The sequence below is a fragment of the Paenibacillus sp. J22P169 genome (genome assembly GCF_059691995.1).
Map to the genome: position 1 here is coordinate 663,327 of NZ_JCAUAO010000001.1, position 15,861 is coordinate 679,187.

The 15,861-nt window shown below is 48.5% G+C and carries 11 protein-coding genes and 1 pseudogene; all 12 read right to left on the minus strand.

Annotation, left to right across the window (positions count from 1 at the left end; translation table 11 throughout):
* Positions 1–4: 4 nt before the first annotated feature.
* The 12 genes and pseudogenes from AC58QG_RS03270 to AC58QG_RS03325 all read right to left on the minus strand — a co-directional run bounded on the left by AC58QG_RS03270 (position 5) and on the right by AC58QG_RS03325 (position 15,823).
* The gene (locus AC58QG_RS03270) at positions 5–1,306 is read right to left on the minus strand and encodes a Gfo/Idh/MocA family protein (protein ID WP_497360671.1); all 1,302 of its coding nucleotides are present in this window, start codon (positions 1,304–1,306) and stop codon (positions 5–7) included.
* Entirely contained in the window at positions 1,296–2,984 is a 1,689-nt protein-coding gene (locus tag AC58QG_RS03275) for a DUF4091 domain-containing protein (RefSeq protein ID WP_497360672.1), read from the minus strand. The genes AC58QG_RS03270 and AC58QG_RS03275 overlap by 11 nt, the downstream gene beginning before the upstream one ends.
* 142 nt (positions 2,985–3,126) lie before the next feature.
* The gene (locus tag AC58QG_RS03280) at positions 3,127–5,478 is read right to left on the minus strand and encodes a helix-turn-helix domain-containing protein (RefSeq protein ID WP_497360673.1); all 2,352 of its coding nucleotides are present in this window, start codon (positions 5,476–5,478) and stop codon (positions 3,127–3,129) included.
* Between the two features lie 527 nt (positions 5,479–6,005).
* Positions 6,006–7,067, minus strand: coding sequence for a hydroxyacid dehydrogenase (locus tag AC58QG_RS03285; RefSeq protein ID WP_497360674.1), 1,062 nt, complete (start codon positions 7,065–7,067; stop codon positions 6,006–6,008).
* Positions 7,068–7,117: 50 nt separating this feature from the next.
* Entirely contained in the window at positions 7,118–8,641 is a 1,524-nt protein-coding gene (locus AC58QG_RS03290) for an ABC transporter substrate-binding protein (protein ID WP_497360675.1), read from the minus strand.
* A 117-nt stretch (positions 8,642–8,758) separates the two neighbouring features.
* Positions 8,759–9,661: a carbohydrate ABC transporter permease gene (locus AC58QG_RS03295; RefSeq protein WP_497360676.1), complete on the minus strand. Its 903-nt coding sequence runs from the start codon at positions 9,659–9,661 to the stop codon at positions 8,759–8,761.
* Between the two features lie 14 nt (positions 9,662–9,675).
* Positions 9,676–10,593, minus strand: a complete 918-nt coding sequence (locus tag AC58QG_RS03300; protein WP_497360677.1) for an ABC transporter permease — start codon at positions 10,591–10,593, stop codon at positions 9,676–9,678.
* A gap of 233 nt (positions 10,594–10,826) precedes the next feature.
* On the minus strand, positions 10,827–12,401 hold the full coding sequence (locus tag AC58QG_RS03305) for an ABC transporter substrate-binding protein (protein WP_497360678.1): 1,575 nt from the start codon (positions 12,399–12,401) through the stop codon (positions 10,827–10,829).
* A 134-nt stretch (positions 12,402–12,535) separates the two neighbouring features.
* A pseudogene (locus AC58QG_RS03310) lies at positions 12,536–12,977 on the minus strand (response regulator transcription factor); the annotation flags it as partial.
* 10 nt (positions 12,978–12,987) lie between these two features.
* On the minus strand, positions 12,988–13,845 hold the full coding sequence (locus AC58QG_RS03315; protein WP_497360679.1) for a M15 family metallopeptidase: 858 nt from the start codon (positions 13,843–13,845) through the stop codon (positions 12,988–12,990).
* 245 nt (positions 13,846–14,090) lie between these two features.
* On the minus strand, positions 14,091–14,636 hold the full coding sequence (locus AC58QG_RS03320) for a hypothetical protein (RefSeq protein WP_497360680.1): 546 nt from the start codon (positions 14,634–14,636) through the stop codon (positions 14,091–14,093).
* A 98-nt stretch (positions 14,637–14,734) separates the two neighbouring features.
* The gene (locus tag AC58QG_RS03325) at positions 14,735–15,823 is read right to left on the minus strand and encodes a response regulator transcription factor (RefSeq protein WP_497360681.1); all 1,089 of its coding nucleotides are present in this window, start codon (positions 15,821–15,823) and stop codon (positions 14,735–14,737) included.
* Positions 15,824–15,861: the final 38 nt, after the last annotated feature.

A 15,861-nucleotide genomic window follows, 5' to 3' on the forward strand; every position in this document is an offset into this window, starting at 1 on the left:
ACTCTCACTTTGACATCAAGCTGTTCCAATCAATCTCCAAAGAATGCCCCGAGTCCATGGAAGTATCGGCCCGAAACCCGACAAGGTGACCGACGATACTGTGCTCCAAAGACGTGGAAAATTGGGCGGAAGTGTCTCCTCGCACAACCCGCACAAAATCTTCGACGAGGCGGTGATCGCCGCCGCCGTGCATATCCCGGCTAACCGGAATATCGACGCGGTGCTCACTATAAACGCGGCCATCTCGCAGATGCGGGTGTCGTACCACGAAGAAACCTTCTTCGAGCTCCCCATAGATCTCGCCCTTCGTTCCCGTAATATGCACGGTACGACAGGCTTTCGCCGCTCCGCCAACCAGATTGTGAACGGCAGTGCTTCCGTTCTCAAATTCCATCATCACCGCCTGGTGATCGACGATGTCGTTATCGCACCTCCAGACGCAGCGGCCGAATGGGTTGTCCGTGCGCAGGCTCTCTAGCTTCTCCTCGTCGCTGAGCCGCACGCCGTCCAAGTAACGTGGCCACACATAAACCGGCCACAGCGGCTGGTCAACGTAGAGCTTCTTCGCCGAATACACACAGTTCTCTTCGATTGCGCAGTCCGCCAGGCAGCGGGAGCCCGATCCTTGAGGGGCCCGTGACTCACGAAAATAGGAGCGGCCGCCATAGCTGCTCACCTTGACCGGCCGCACCTTTGATTGAAACCAGGTGATGAGGTCGAGGTCGTGGCAGCATTTTTGCATGAGGAAGGACGAGCCTCCTCGTTCCTTATTCGCGAATTTGCCGCGAACGAACGCTGTAGCCATGTGGTGATAGTCCACATTTTCTTCGGTCTGAATGTGGAGGATGTCCCCAATTGTCCCGGCCTCCAGCTCCCTCTTCAGCTCCACGTAGAACGGGGCATATCGAAGCACATGGCAGATCATGACCTTGCGGCCGTACGCTTGCGCCATGCGATGCAGCTCCAACACCTCATCCTCCGCAATCCCGATCGGCTTCTCCAGCAGCAGGTCGTAGCCTTTCTGCAGCAGCGGCAAACTCGTCGATACGTGCTGCGCGTCCAAGGTCCCGTTAATCGCTGCGTCCGCCAGCTTTGGCCGTGCTACAAGTGCTTCCACATCCGCGAACACCATATCCTCCGCCAATCCATAGCGTTCAGCCGTATGCGCGCGCCGAAGCGGATTCGGATCTACCACCCCAACCACCCGCATCTGCTCCGGATGCTTCAGCGCGTAGCTCGCGTAATTCATACTGCGGCTGCCTGCTCCAACAATAATGACCTCTATCGGTTTATTCTCAGCGTTCATTGTTCTCTCCCCTTTTAATTAACTCCGATGCATCGTTTATCGCCCGATTGACCCGTTCCCGAAGCCCAAGCAGCCATTCCGCATCTGACGGATACCGGCTAAAGCTCAATGGCACTGTAAGTCCCTCTTCAATCAACGTCAGCACCCGCTCGCGCCCGACCAAGTTTTCTAGTAGCTGCAGCGCCCTAAGGTCCTGCAAGCCCTCATAGAATACTTCCATGCGGATCGACTCTACCGGCCCTTCCTCTCCTGGATAGACCAGAAAGGCATCTCCAGATGGGAAGCTGCGGCCAGCGTCTGTCACGCGATAAGGATCGATCGCTTGCAGGGAATACTGCGTATTCCAGAAGTTGTAGCCCCAATGCAAGAAGCCGGCAATCTGGAACTTATATAGCTGAACGCCGATCACTCGATTGCGGGCGGACGGCATGTTGAAGAAACGGTTGGATACTTGCCGGTACTGCACGCAGCAGTAATAAGTCCACAACTCCGGCACTTGTCGCTCTAAGAACGTTTCGATGTGGTCGTTCGCCGGAATCGGACCCTTCACCAGCCCCTGTTCATAGTACCCATAATTGGTCAGCGCATCGATAATCGGAAAGTTACCTAAGTGCGCCTGCATCAGCTCGCTTGCGCTGCGATACCAGGGCATATGCTCAAGCAGCGGCTCATCCGAAATATGGAAATAGCACCGATTCTCAAGTCCTCGCTCTCGAAGTAACGCCGTCAATGCGGGCAAGTATTGAGACAGGAATGACTTATATTCCTCCCCAGTCGCATCTGTTTCCCAGCCGAAAATGCGACGCATCTCTCCCTGCTCCTTTGCGATCACCTTCGGAGCGTGCTTCGCGCCCCATTGGGTGAACAGGTGCGAGAATTCAAAATAAAGGATACCCACCCGATTGCACAGCTCGATCCAACGAACCAGCCGGCCGAAGCCAAATTGGTACGTGCCGTCCGCCTCCTTCCGCACATCCACCAGCTGAACTGTCAGGCGCTCACCGCCCACCTGAGTATCCAGTGGTGGCGTGAAGTGCGGTGTGAGCACCATGTTCATGCCGTGCCGCACGGCGGTTTGCATGTATTGCTCGATGAGCAGCCAATGCGCATCGCTAAAAACATCAACCTTGTAGTAATTCGCCAAGCAATCGACATGAAACCACTCCGTGTGAATCAATGTCTGTGGCGGCAGCACCGCTGGAATGACCTCTAAGTGAAAGCTCTCCTCGCCAATGCTCTCCCCCGTTATCGCAGCAAATTGCACAGTCACGGAATACTCTCCCGCTGGCGTCTCCTCATTCAGCTCTACAGTGACCCATACGCATCTCCACTGATAATGGATCCCCACAACACCTCGTTCTCCATCGATAGGGTACAACGGATCGGGGTAAAGGCCCGGAGTGACCCTCAGCACATTGTCGTCATGGCGACGCTGGCAGGGGAGTTCCGACGGAGCCAAGCCGACCTCCCGCAAGGTAATGACCGCCTGCAAGGTCGAAGTGACGCTCACCCGGATCGGCTTGGTCAATGCAGGCGCCCGATAGGCGACCTGAAAATCGAAAGTCTCTCCGCGTAAGGCGGAGCCCCGTGTATAAGACTCAGCCTGAAGCTCCTCGTCCGGAAATACTTTTACTAAGGAATGGAGACAGCGTGTCTCAAATTCAAATTCATCCTGCATGTGAATTCCCCTTTGTTCTCTCGACTTAGGAACAGCGTAACCCCCAGAAAAAGCAAAAGAAAGTGCAAGATTCGCACTTTCTTTCACCAAATCAATGAACAATTTGAACTTTTATGCACGATGAAGACTCGAAACGGTCTACCTACAACGACAGCGATTTCTTGATGCGGTAATCCTTCGGCGTCGTGCCGAAGCGCTTCTTGAACAGCTTGAAGAAGTAGCTCGGCGAGCTGAAACCAACTTTCTCGGAGATTTCGTTCACCGGCAGGTTATTGTTCTCGAGCAGCATGATCGATTTCAGCAGCCGAATTTCATTGATGTAATCCGCAACTGAGATCGTCTCCTGCTTCTTGAAGATGCGGCCGACATACGCAGAGGACATCCGGAGCATATCGGCAATCTCCTGCAGGCTTAGATTCGGATTGGAGTAATTCGCCTGAATCACATCTTTGATCGTATCGATGATAAAATGATCCTTCGTCTCTGTCCCGCGTTTCTGATCCTCGAAGATCGCGCTGAGGATGGCGCCGAACTCCGCAAAGATTTCGTCTAGCGTCTCCTTCTCGAATACAAGGCGATCGATGGAGCGAAGGTCGATGAGCACCGGCGACAGCTTGTTCTGGTTGATTTCGCGGACCGTCTGTTTAATCAGGATGCCGAGTTGAATCACGGATTGTACGACGGCGTCGGAGCTCATCCCGGCAATTAGTCGACGCAGGTGCTCCAGCTCATGGAAGACGCTATCCGGATGGCTCGCCTTAATCGCCTCTGCGAATTTCCGTTCGAGCTCAATCGGGATCTGCGCCTCAAGATTAGCGAGGTTGCTCTGTACCATCTCCGGCGTGATCACGGAGCCGTGGCCAAAATTCATTTTGTATAGATGGTAATCCAATGCTTTCTCGTAGCGGGCCGTCAGCTCGTGATAGTGGGACGCGACATCACCCAGCGCTACCGTGAAAGTGACGTGGTAGTAATCGCCGATGACTCGCTGCGCCTGCTGCAGCAACTTCGTGATTGCCGTGTAGCTTTCCTTGGGGCTCGCGCCGGCTTCGAAGACCAGCACCAGATGCTCGCCGCGAATGTCGACGACGTCCCCTCGCAGCTCCTCTGAAACAAATTCCCGAATGATATTGGACACGGCAAAATTCAGCAGATTCATGTCCACACCGAGCATTTTTTCCTTCAGATCTTCGTAACGATCAAATTTAAGGACCCCTACGATGCTCTCCTTTTCCAAATCGACGTTCACATATCCGCCTCGCACACACTCGGCCAATTCCTCAGACGTGAAGGCTCGGCTGTCGGTCACGAGCTTGCGCAGATAGTAAGAGCGCACGATCGCTTCGTTGCTGTCGTGCTTCGTCTGTTCGTTCATGAGCTTCTCGATCAAATGATTGTAAATATGCGAGATGTAGCTGATCTCGTCCTGCTCGTTCGTGCGGTCCGGCTCGCCGCCTGACAGCCGCTTCGTCTGTTTGAGCAGCCCATTAATCGGCGAGTATAGACGGTTCGAGATGACCAAAGAAGCAAAGACGGCGATAACGAGACAGATTGCAGCGACCGTGATGAAGACGATCTTCAGCTTATCGACCGCAGCGATCACGCCGATATAAGGTTCGACATCGACGATCACCCAGTTGACGGAACGGTTCACGATGTAGTTGACGATCTGCTTCTCGCCGTTAACCATATACGTAAACTGGGACACCTGGCGGCCCGAGGAAGCGATTTGCCGATACACCTCGTCCTTTAGGTTCCCCAGATCTTGGTTGTCTTTAATGTCCGGACTGTACATTTCTTTATTCTGGTCCAGGACGAATATCCGGTTGGCCCGGTTTGAGGATTGGCGGTTCATCAGCTCCAGTTTCTCAAACAGCCATTCTGGTTTAACATTGATGATCAGAGAGCTCTCTTTCTTCGTATATGCGTCTAGCGAGTCATACATAAACAGGGAGAATACTTGCTGCGAGCGCTCCGGATGCTTGAGGTCTGGGACGTAGCGGAGCGGCATCATTTGCATTTTGAAAATTGGCTTACCACCACTTAGAAATTCACCGAGTCGATTCATTAGATTGCTGGTTGAGCTCGTGATCGCGTCGTCACCGCTCATGAAGAACATGTTTCGCTTGCTATTGTAGATGACAATGGAGTGAATAAAGGAGTTATATGCGATGGTCTTGTTCAACTTGTTTACACGGTTGGTGTCTTCAAAGGTTTCCTGTTCGCCGCTGAATAACAAATGGGCCATATCTGTATCGTAGAACATGGAGATGGCGAAATTTTTCACTGTGTCATTCATGTAAGTGATATTGTAGTTAATCTGTGAAAGCACCTTCTCGTTGGCTTCTTGCTGCGAATCTAAACTAATTTTTTTAGAATACAAGTAAGCGGACAGCAAGGAGGCCAGCATAACGGATATAATAAGCAGATTGATTGACAGAATGATACGCATGAAATATTTCCGTTCCCGGTACTTACGCAAGTAGTTGTTCATCGGTGCATCCCCCCATCTCCAACTTCCTTTCCAGGTTCCAATCGTCTCAACGTCTAGTCCACGCTTAGTTGACCTTTACATATTTCAACATCTAATGCGAATTTCCTTTTCATAGATATACACCCTTCGGATGACCGAAGGGTGTACTTTGGTTAGGCGGGATCTACACTTAGTAATTACGTGTGAGCTGTAGATCCGTTATGATCGCGCCGCCCGGCGCCGGAGTACAGCGCAATCCCCGCGTGAGGGGTGAGACCGGCTCAGTATCCTGATTCGACGGTTGTACGTAGATTAACTGGAAATAATACAGCTACTTTCGTTCAAATCGCGAGAATGGGACCGATAATTGGAAAATATCCAGTTAATTTCTACCCTTTTTACGAGAATGGCGACTACCCTTGAAATTAGCTACATAAAATCCAGTTACTTATTCCATTTCGCATAAATCACCATGATTACCTGTACATTTACCATCTATTTTGGTAGTTGGGGAGCTAGCGCCGCAGATGCAACTCAGACGTTCGACTTCAAGCCAGCAAATGCATCTGCTCTTCTCGAACTTCTCCACACAGGGGGCGACCGTCGAGATACGCCTGCAGGTCGTTCACTACCGATTTCGCGATGCGGCCCATGCCATTATTGACGGCGCCTGCGATATGCGGGGTCAAAATCACGTTCGGCAGCTTACGAAATGGATGTTCCACTTGCGGCGGCTCCGGATCCGTAACATCGAGACATGCGAATAATCTTCCCTTGCTCAATTCAGCTGCGAGCGCCTCCTCGTCGATGACCGAACCGCGAGCCGTATTAATCAGCACACAGTCGTCTTTCATCATCGCCAGCCGTTCGGCGTTAAACATGTGATACGTTTCCGGCAGTGACGGCAAGTGAATGGATACGACATCGCTCACTCGCAGCAGGTCCTCCAGCTCCAGCTTCTGCGCGCCCATCTCCCTCGCTCGCTCTTCACTGACGAACGGATCGTAGAGTGCGATCCTGACATCGAACTGCCGAAGCAGCTTAATGTAGTGGGAGCCGGCACGCCCTGCTCCGACGACCCCGATCGTGAGACCGTATACTTCGCGCACACGCGAGCCATCGCCCCAGCCGCCCGCAGCTGACTCCCGGCTGAGCCGCCACATGTCTTTAAGCGACACAATGGTAAAGCCGAGTGCCGTCTCCGCCACCCCTTGGCCAAGTGCTTCGGTCGCGTTGGATACGCGAACCCCGCGCTGCCACAGCGCCTCCGTCACGATCGGCTTAACAGTTCCAGCCGCATGCAGGACGAGCTTCAAATTCGGCGCGCTCTCCAGCACCCGCTCCGTCAATGCACAGCAGCCCCATGAAGTGATGGCCACATCCGCACCAGCAATTAGTGCACGTACTTGCTCCTCGGTCGGGTTTCCGTTTTGTTCATTTAGTGTAACTTCACCTATTTCGCGGAGCTGAGACAGATGTTCGGGCCCGAATACACGCTCCCGCATGTCTTTTCCTTGCAGTAAGGCAATCTTCACTTGAAGTCCTCCCTTATTCTCTTGTTCCAGATGCTGGAGCAAAACCCATGAAACCTGGACTATTCCGGAAAACATTGCTGTTTTAGGGAGATAGCCCAGGTTATCCACTGGTTCGTTCGCGAAGCTTACTTCTTGCCGTTCGCCTTCAGCCACGCGTCGAGCTGCTTCTGACGCTCAGCTACGATCACATCAGCGCCGGCTTTCTTCAGTTTCTCTTCATAGATAGGCAAGTATTTATCCGTTTCGAGCGTACCCGTTGCAAGAGCGGCATAGTACTCGTCGTTGACCGCTTTGACGTTCGCAGTTTCCGTTTTAACAGGATCCGTATTGAAGACAAATCCAGTGAGTGGGGAAACTTCGCCTTCAGCGTTAACTTTTGATGTCTGCTCCAACTTGTCAGCAGGTGAGCCTTCCGGCAAATACTCGTTGATGATGCTGCCGAAGATCCAGTCCGTGTTCGTGAAGTATCCAGCATCCTGATTAATTTTGATAAAATTGCCTGTTGTCTTCGTATAATGCTTGCCTTCGATACCGTAAACAAGTGTGTTATACAGCTGCTTATCTGTATTCACCAGTTCAAGGAACATCGTCGCTCTCTCTGGATTTTTGGAAGTCCGGCTGATCGCATTCAGGGTGCTCGCCGCACCGCTAAAGACTGCCTTAGCCAGCGGAACAAGCACAACATCGTTGCCGCCGTTCGCTGCCTTGAACTCAACCTCGGAACCCGGTTTGCCAGTAAAGTCGAACCAAACTGCTGTGGTACCCTTGTTATATGCGTCTGCCGCATTTTTCAACGTAGCAGCATCTTTATTAATGTAGCCCTTGGTGTACCAGGAGTTCGCAAGCTTGAAGTTGGTTCTCATTTCATTCGTCACATCTGGAAGGACTTTGAAAGTCGTGTCATTCTTGTAAACCGGCCCTTTCGGATCGATGTTATAAAGGAAGCCTGTATAGAAGCCACGTGTGGTACCGAACGGGACGATCCCTGGCTCGTTATCTTTAATTTGCTTCAGGAACGGCTCGATGTCTTCCATCTTCTTGATGCTGGTTGGGTCCAGTTTATACTTATCTGCAAAACGCTTCTGAACGACTAGCCCCACCCGGGTAGCCGAGATTTGGTAGTTTGGTACCGCGTAGATTTTGCCGTCCAACTTCGCATCGTTCCAGAATTTCTCTTCCATTGTTTTGTATAGCTTCTGTCCTTGGTTCTTCAACAAATCGTCGAGCGGCTGGAACACGCCTTTCTTCTGATTCTGATCGAACTTAAACAGCCAGTTCGACGTCCAGATAATATCCGTCACTTCGTTGGCGGCCACAATCGTGTTCATCTTCTGCTCGTAAGTACCGAAGTCGATGGGCATTAACTTGATCGTTGCGTTGATTTTCTCTTGTGTAATCTTATTAACTGCATCATTTACCAGTTGCAGGTCTGGATTAGCCTTGTTCTGCGGGTAGTACCAAGTTAGCTCGACAGGGTCAAGCTTTTTAGGGGCCGCCGATGCAGATGGAGCTGGTGCTGTACTGCTTGACGGAGAAGGAGTGCTAGTATTGTCTGAACTACTGCCACAGCCGGTTACGGCAATGGCGAGTGCGGAGCTAACTGCTAGTGTGGACATCCACTGAAACCGTGATTTTATGATCTTTTTCAATGAAGAAACCTCCCTTAATATGATTATCAAGCTTATTTATGAAAGCGGTTGTGAAAAGCCGATTCCTACATCCTCTTTGTCCCTCCTTTCAGGCTTTCCCCATCCGAGGCTTGCAACTTAACCTTTAATAGCGCCGATCGTCAGTCCCTTTACGAAAAACCGTTGAAAGAACGGGAATACCAGCAGCATCGGACCAGCTGATAGAACAGCAACAGCAAATTTAGCAGAAGTCTTCGGAAAATCACCCATATCGACATTGAGCGTAACCATGGCTGTGGCGAACTCGGGACGCGATGTGATGAAGTCAAGTGTATTCATGGTTCTCACGAGCAGCAGCTGAAGCGGAACCAGTTTCTCGTTGTTGATAAACAGAAGTGCGTTGAACCATTCGTTCCAATAGTTGAAGAGAATAAACAATCCTAGTGTAGCTAGTGCTGGCTTCGAGAGCGGAAGAATCAACTCCGTGTAAATCCGCCACTCCCGCGCTCCTTCTACTTTCGCCGACTCAATAATCTCGGTCGGGATTTTTGCCATGAAGCCCTTCATAATTAGCACGTAAAATGGACTAAGTAATCCAGGCACAATGAGTGCCCATATTGAATTTTTTAAATGCAGCATCTGGGTAATCATAATGTAGAACGGCACAAGACCACCGTTGAACAGCATTGTGAAGAACACATAGAATGACGTCACACGCTGCAGACCATAATCCCTCCTCGACAGCACGTAACCCATCGTAGAGGTTAGAACTAGACTGATGCATGTGCCAATAACAGCGACGAGAATCGTTATACTGTAGGCCCGTAGGATCGTTTCCGGTGTTTTCAGAAAGTAATGGTACGCCGCAGCACTGAACTGATCCGGAATAAGGCGGAAGCCATTATGCAGAATCGACTGTTCATCAGAAAACGAGATAACGATAACGAGGGCAAATGGAACCAGCATTACGATCGTGAGCAAAATGAATATGGTATGTATGATGAGTTGGCTCCATACCGCTTTGGACTGTTGGACTACCACGAAATGTTCCCTCCTTAGAACAGAGAATTGTCCTCATTAATTCGTCTAACGATTAAATTGGCGCTGACTACGAGAACAAAACCGACGAACGACTGGTACAAACCTACGGCCGATGCCATACTAACGTCCGCAATTTCACTGAGCGCCCGATAGATGTACGTATCGATAATATCCGTTGTCGAATACGTCATTCCGTTGTTGTTCGGGATGAAGAAATGTAAGCCGAAGTCGCCTCGGAACATATTCCCGATACTGAGGATAAGCAGAATAATAATGAGCGGCGTCAACTGCGGGATCGTGATATTCGTCACCATCTGTATCCGCTTCGCACCGTCAATCCGGGCGGCTTCATACAGTTCTCCATCAATTCCGAGAATGCCGGCGTAGTACACCATCGCCGAGAAGCCGATCGCTTTCCACAAATGCACAATGTTTAGAATGTAGGGCCAATATTGGGCTTCGAAGTACCACGAAATTTTTTCCATGCCAGCCGATGCCAGCCAGCTGTTAATAAATCCATTATCGTGATCGAGAAACGCCTGAGTAATGTAGCTCATGACGACCCATGAGAGAAAAAAGGGCAATATCAACGATGTCTGATAAATTTTAAGCCACTTTTTTGCAATTTCATTGAGAAGAATGGCTACGGTGAGTGCTGCGATCGTCGTTAGCACCATATAACCCAGGTTATACACGACCGTGTTGCGGGTGATTCGAAATGCGGTTTCGCTTTTAAACAGAAACTCAAAGTTTTTGAAACCGATCCATTCACTTCCCAGAATCCCCTTGTCATACTTATAATTTTTAAATGCAATGACGACGCCAAACATCGGAATGTACGCCATGATAAAAATATAGATGACTGCGGGAAGCGAGAGCGTAAACAGTTCGATGTTCCTGCCGAAAAACCGGAATGCCTTCTTGCGCCTCATGGGATGCCTTCCTCCTTGCCTGTTACGATTTGCTTGGCTTGCTGCCTGAGATCAATTTAGCTGAAATATCATCTATAAAACAGTGTAAAAACTGTACTTTTGTCGCCACTTCGAGTAAACGATCTGGATTTTACTCACTGAAGTCCAAGCGTGCCGCAGAAATGCAAAAAGGCCGAGAACAGTACAGTGTGATTTACACTGTCGTTCTCAGCCTTACCTAGATACACTTGCGATTACTTCTTTCTTTTCGACTTCAGCCAGTCGTCCAACTGCCTTTGTCTCTCGGCCCTAATTACTTCACTGCCTGCCCTGTTCAGCTTATCCTCGTAGATCGGTAAAAACTTCGCCGGGTCGACCGTTCCGGTGGCGAGTGCAGGATAATACTCGTCGTTCACTGCTTTCACATTGGCTAGTTCCGCCTTCAAATCTTCCGTTTGGAACACAAAATCATAGTAAGGGGATACCGTCGCCTCTTCGTTGATGCGAACCGTCTGTTCGATCTTATCCGCTGGTGCGCCCTCCGGTAAATATTCGTTGCGGATGTTGCCGAATACCCAATCCGTATTCGTGAAATACCCGGAATCCGGATTCAACTTGACGTAGTTGCCATCCGCTCGCGTATAATGCTTTCCTTCAATCCCATAGACGAGCGTATTGTACAGCTGCTTATCGGTGTTCACCAGCTCGAGCAGCTTCATCGCTTTATCCGGATGCTTCGACGTTCGGCTGATCGCGTTCATCGAGCTGACTGCACCGGTGAACGACGGCTTTGCGAGCGGAAGGAGTACGACGTCGAAACCACCGTCGCCAGCCTTAAATTCCGCCTCGGAGCCCGGTTTTCCCGTAAAATCAAACCAAACGGCCGTGTTGCCCTTCTTGTAGACGTCCGCAACGTTCTTCAGGGTAGCCGCATCCTGATTGATATATCCCTTGTCGTACCAGGCGTGAACCAAAGCAAAGTTCTGCCTCATTTCCGGCGTGACATCAGGAAGAACTCGGTGGTTAGCATCGTTGTGATAAACCGACACACGCCAGTCAATGCCATAGATGTGGTTCGTAAAGAAGCCTCTCGTCGTGCCGAATGGAACGATGCCCGGTTCCCCTTCCTTCAGTTGCTTCAAGAAGGGTTCGATATCGTCGATCTTGCGGATCGCACTTAGATCGAGCTTGTATTTATCCACGAACCGCTTCTGAATGACCAAGCTCGGGCGCATAGCGGCAATTTGGTAGTTCGGCACGGCAAACTGCTTGCCATCCAGCTTGCCGTCGTTCCAGAATCGCTGAGGCATCGACGCCCGCAGCTTCTGCCCGTTCCTCTCGAGCAGCTCGTCCAGCGGCAAGAACACACCTTTCCTGGCATTGGCCTCCCACGAGAACAGCCAGCTTGAGGTCCAGACAATATCCATCGGATCACTTGCCGCCACGAGCGTATTCAACTTCTGCTCGTAGCTCGCGAAATCGACGGGCAGCAGCTTGACGTTCGCATGAATTTTATCCGCAATCAGCCTGTTGACCTCGCCATTCACCAGCTGCAAGTCGGCATTCGCCTTGTTCTGCGGATAATACCAGATCAACTCGTCCAGCTCAGTGCCGCCATCGCCGTCCGCCTGCTGCGACTTCGTGCAGCCGCTCACGACGAACATCAAGAACGCAACTAAGCTCAAAATCCCAAACAACCTAAAACGATGTCCAGGAACCGTGCCCCGAATTCTCCCGACGTTTATCTTGTTCAAGGCCATTCTCCCCTCTCCCACTCCGATCTCCAGTACACTACTTCTATTATAACCTGATCTTCTCCTAGTGGACACAATTTGAATCTGATCTCAGAAGCTTCGAAAGGAATAGTTCTCTAACACACACACTTTTTCTATGGGTCGGACATATATTAGATACCCTCCATCATTAGTCTGATGTAATAAACCAATCCGCTTCTTCCGCAATTACCCTCATAATAAGTTTCGCCCCACACCTGCTGAAAAATGTTTTCCGCGCTGAAGACTTTCTTCGGATAACTGGCTAGCAGATACAGAATATCAAACTCTTTCAGAGTTATCTAAATTATCTCACCATAAAGGCTAACGATTCGTTGTTCCGGATTAATGACCATTCCACCTAATCTTATCAAGGTCGGTCGATTTTGCGCTTAAAAAAATGATAGGCAGATGATACTCGGCTCGAATTTGCCATGTAGCTTCATAGCCATTCAATATCGGCATCATAATGTCCAAAATCGCCAAATCAATGGAATGCGTCTGAATAACTGAGATGGCTTCCTGGCCATTAGCTGCTTTCATGCAGTGGTAACCCTCTTTTACTAAATGTAACGCAATCAAATCGGCAATCTCTGGATCATCATCGGCAATCAGAATGGTGATCGACTTTATTTTTCCCATCCTAATCCACCGTCACAATGACACCATCCATATTGTTTCCTGATATTTGATAGCGACCATTCGCTGGCACGGGGATCGTTGTATTTTTGAAGACAGGATAGTAAGAGATCATATAGGTTTGATGATCCACAATCGTTGTAATGGACTTCTTTTCTTTCAAGTAATCCAAATATTCTTCGAGGACAAAATTATTCTCTTGCATAATTGCGCTGTGCGGCAAACCAACATAACGAAAATGCCATGGCTCTGACTGAATACCTGTGATTGCAGTCTTGTCACTTGGATAACGCAAGATAAACCCGTAACGCCATGCGTTTTTTTTCAGCCACTTTCCTTCTGATGCTTTACTCATCTCCGCTTGTGTAGATCCAATATCCAGCGATAACCCCAAATTATGTTCGCTATAGCCTGCTGGCAAAGCATAAGCAGGACCCATTTGTTGATATAATTTATTTTGTTCTTTATTATCCCGATAACCGCTGCTGATTAAAAATCGGTTAACGCCATCATTTTTTGCGGCTTCAATCATTTTTGAAAATTTTTGTACCAAGCTTGGCGACAGCTGAATCGTGTTATCTAGCACAACGAATCCATTCATTAGTTCCTTATGCTGAAAAAGATTGACCGCTTCGGTCTCTTCGCCACCTGGGGGTACAGGATTGTCCTTATTGACCAGCAACAAATCGCCTTTGTAAATTTGATCTTTAGTTACTTTAAACTCTTTCATTTGAGGAGTTACCACTTGAGCTTGATTAGCTACATCCGGTTGCATCTTCTCGTTCATGACATCCTGTTTATATTGAGTAACTCCATAGCCAAGCAGTAAACATATAACAAGCCCAAAAACCCACTTCTTCATCCTTAGTTTCCTCCTAACCATTCATTCACTCTAGGATAAGAAAAACTATTAAAAAAGAAGTGGGGTAAAAAATAAAATTTCCCTTAAACTTGTACATCCATCTTTACAAATACAAAAGAGGAAATGCCGCGTAGCAAAGATAAAAACAAAACAAAAACCGATATTCTCCTTATTTAGGAGCCATCGGTTTTTGTTTGTTTTGTTTTTCACTTTTTGATTAAGCTATTATGTCCCAATAGCTAGATTTAACCGAAGCGTCGACAATGTTTCGGGCATTGTCGAACATTTTTTTGCGATAAGATCCGTATCGTTTTTTTTACATCGGAAACATTGAGGAATGAGGCGTTCTGCTCTCCATCATACATTGCTTTCACTCTTACCCTGCACCAAATTGCGCCGAAGATGCTATTGAATACACCTGGAACATTAGGAGTAATATTTTTTACTTGAACGACTTTTTCTTCTCTGAACTTAATGCCAAAAGACTTTAATATACTTCTGACGATCCAAAGATCGCTCGGGCTTTCCGTATCGGGCGAACCAGCTACGAGCCTAAGACTATTACTGTTGTTATGTTTTTTGATGACATTGATAGCGGTTATATTAACACGTTGCCTCGCAACTCTGGCTAAAATACAACTTAACATACGATCTTTTGCTAAAAAGCTAAATTGTGTACGGATGGAATAGTTGAACTTCAATTCAATCACCCCTATGCATATTTCTGTATTCATCATATGAAATACTGCTAGTGATGATTGTACAAATGAATTGAAAATTTGTTTGGTCATTTGTTGCAGACAATCGTTGTAAGAATGCTGCCTGTTAGCAGAGCGATTAAATTCCGTTATCCCCTTAATCGACGCAATTTCATCAAGTTTGTCCTGATTTAAAAGGGTATGAGTTGCAGTGCTTTTTTCTGAACAAGTCCTTCTAAGGAATGCCGGTACTCCGTCGGAGAAAACTTGTAATACTTCTTGAACACTTTAGCAAAATGAGCATATTCATGGTAGCCGACCGAATAGGCAACCTCATACACCTTATTGTTCGGATCACTCAATAGCTCGATCGCCTTGTCCATTCGTAATTTGGCTATATATTGTGTGTAACTAACACCAACTTCTTCTTTAAATGACTTACTGAAATACGTAGCCGACATCCCTGCAAGTTCAGCTGCGTTCATCATGGAAAACGATTCGTTCGCAAAATTCTGATTGATCTGTTTCAAGGATTCCAACACATTTTTATGCGAACCCCAATTCCGAATACGCCGGATTTCTTCTATTGCACATTGCAGCACCAGCTCAAAGTGAGGTTTCAATTGCTCCGTTTGACCGTTCCATTCATAGTCGGTCAGAGATTTTATTTGAATTCTGTTGCCGCTCAGAATAGCTATTTCCGCTTGCAGCAAGTAAAACAAGTGTATAAACATCTCCTTGAGTCTCATTGAATTGGCTCGATATGTCTGCAAACGTTCGTGTATACCTTTAAGCTGCTCCCAAACGGCAGCCACGTTGAGGACCCACATGTGTCTCGCCATTGTCTCCGCTTCTACCTTACACACAGCGATCCATTCACTCCGCTCAATGATGCCTTTACGTTCATTGCTTAGTTTCTTTTGGGTCAAAGAAAGTACTTTTAATACTTCGTCAACATCAAGCGGTTTAAGCAGATAATTGGACACGCCATGTCGGAGTGCCTGTTTGGCATAGTTAAAATCGCTGTATCCGGAAATAATAATCACTTCAGTGTGGATCCCACGGCTTACGATCTCCTCAGCCAGTTTCAATCCATCCATTACCGGCATTCGAATGTCGGTAATGACAACGTCCGGTAAGGAGTCGCAAATGAGATCCAGCGCTTCTTGACCGTTCTCAGCAAATGCACTTACTTCAAATGAAGAAGTCTCCCGCTCAATGATCGTCTTCAAACTGCGTTTGACTGATGGCTCATCATCCACAATGATTACTTTATACATGCCGTTACCTCCCTGGCTGGCAATGTAATATCCATATG